Raw genomic sequence first — 1,315 nt, 5'->3', positions numbered from 1 at the left:
TGGGGCTGCCCCGTTTTGACGGACATCCGAGATCAGGAGCTTGTGCTCCGGAAGGATGTTCATCATGGAGTCCATGGGCAAGAAGAAGCCGCGGCCTCGTCGTTCGTTCACGCCTGAGCTCAAGGCCGAGATCGTCGAGCTGTGCCAGCGTGGCGACCGGTCGGTGGGTCAGGTCGCGAAGGATTTCGATTTGACCGAGACCGCGGTCCGGCAGTGGCTGAATCAGGCCGAGCGTGACGCCGGCACCGGTGACGGCGGGTTGACCACGAGCGAGCGAGAAGAGCTCAACCAGTTACGGCGGGAGGCTCGCAGGCTGCGTGAGGATGTCGAGATCCTCAAGCGGGCCACGGCTTTCTTCGCGAAGGAGACCCGGTGAACTGTTACCCGTTCATCGAGGCGGAGAAGGCGGGCGACCACAGCGTGAAGCGGGCGTGTGAGTTGCTGCAGGTCTCCCGTTCCGCCTACTACGCCGACCGCACCAGCGGCCCCTCGGTGCGCGAGCAGCGCGACGCCGAACTGACCGGCAAGATCGTCGAGATCCACGACGAGTCCCGCCACACCTACGGCTCACCGCGCGTGCACCACGAGCTGAGGGCCCAAGGCGAGCGATGCTCCCGTAAACGGGTCGTCCGGCTGATGCGGGCCGCGGACCGGTACGGGCGAACCCCACGAAGATGGAAGAAGACCACCACCGCCGACCCGGCCGCAGCCACCCGCCCGGACCTGATCGGCCGCGACTTCGACATCGACCCCGACCAGCCCGCGACGCTGGACGCCCGCTGGTGCGGTGACATCACCTACATCCATACCTGGCAAGGCTGGCTCTACCTGGCCACCGTGATCGATCTCGCGTCGCGCCGGGTCGTCGGCTGGGCCGTCGCTGACCATCTGCGCACCGGCCTGGTCGCCGACGCGCTCACCGACGCGACCAACCGGCGCCGCCCCGCGCCCGGCCTGGTGTTCCACTCCGATAGGGGCTGTCAGTACACCTCGGCCCAGTTCGCCAACCTGGCAAGGGATCTGGGCGTGACGTTGTCGGTCGGTCGCAAGGGTCAGTGCTGGGACAACGCCGTGGCAGAGTCCTTCTTCGCCACTGTGAAGACCGAGCTGATCCACCGCCGCGCGTGGCCGACCCGCAAGGCCGCCACCAGCGCGATCTTCGACTACATCGAGGGCTGGTACAACACCCGCCGACGCCACTCCACCCTCGGCTACCTCAGCCCTACAGAGTACGAATCCACCATCACGGTCACGGCCGAGCAGATAGCCTGACCACCTCACATCGACCCTGTCCGTCGAAACGGGTCAAGCCCAC

At 66.7% G+C, this 1,315-nt stretch carries 2 protein-coding genes; both read left to right on the top strand.

Going from position 1 to position 1,315, the window contains the following annotated elements:
* The first annotated feature begins 73 nt into the window (after positions 1–73).
* Positions 74–376 (top strand): transposase, encoded by a 303-nt coding sequence (locus ABD260_RS37455; protein ID WP_344241734.1) that lies wholly within the window; start codon positions 74–76, stop codon positions 374–376.
* Positions 373–1,272 carry an IS3 family transposase gene (locus tag ABD260_RS37450; RefSeq protein WP_344241732.1) on the top strand — a complete coding sequence of 300 codons (900 nt, stop codon included), beginning with the start codon at positions 373–375 and terminating at the stop codon, positions 1,270–1,272. The genes ABD260_RS37455 and ABD260_RS37450 overlap by 4 nt, the downstream gene beginning before the upstream one ends.
* Positions 1,273–1,315 lie beyond the last annotated feature (43 nt).

Origin of the sequence: Kribbella hippodromi, assembly GCF_039531045.1 — a bacterium.
Lineage (GTDB): Bacteria > Actinomycetota > Actinomycetes > Propionibacteriales > Kribbellaceae > Kribbella > Kribbella hippodromi.
The sequence above is the reverse complement of the archived record's forward strand: the minus strand, read 5'-3'. Positions and strand labels throughout refer to the sequence as shown.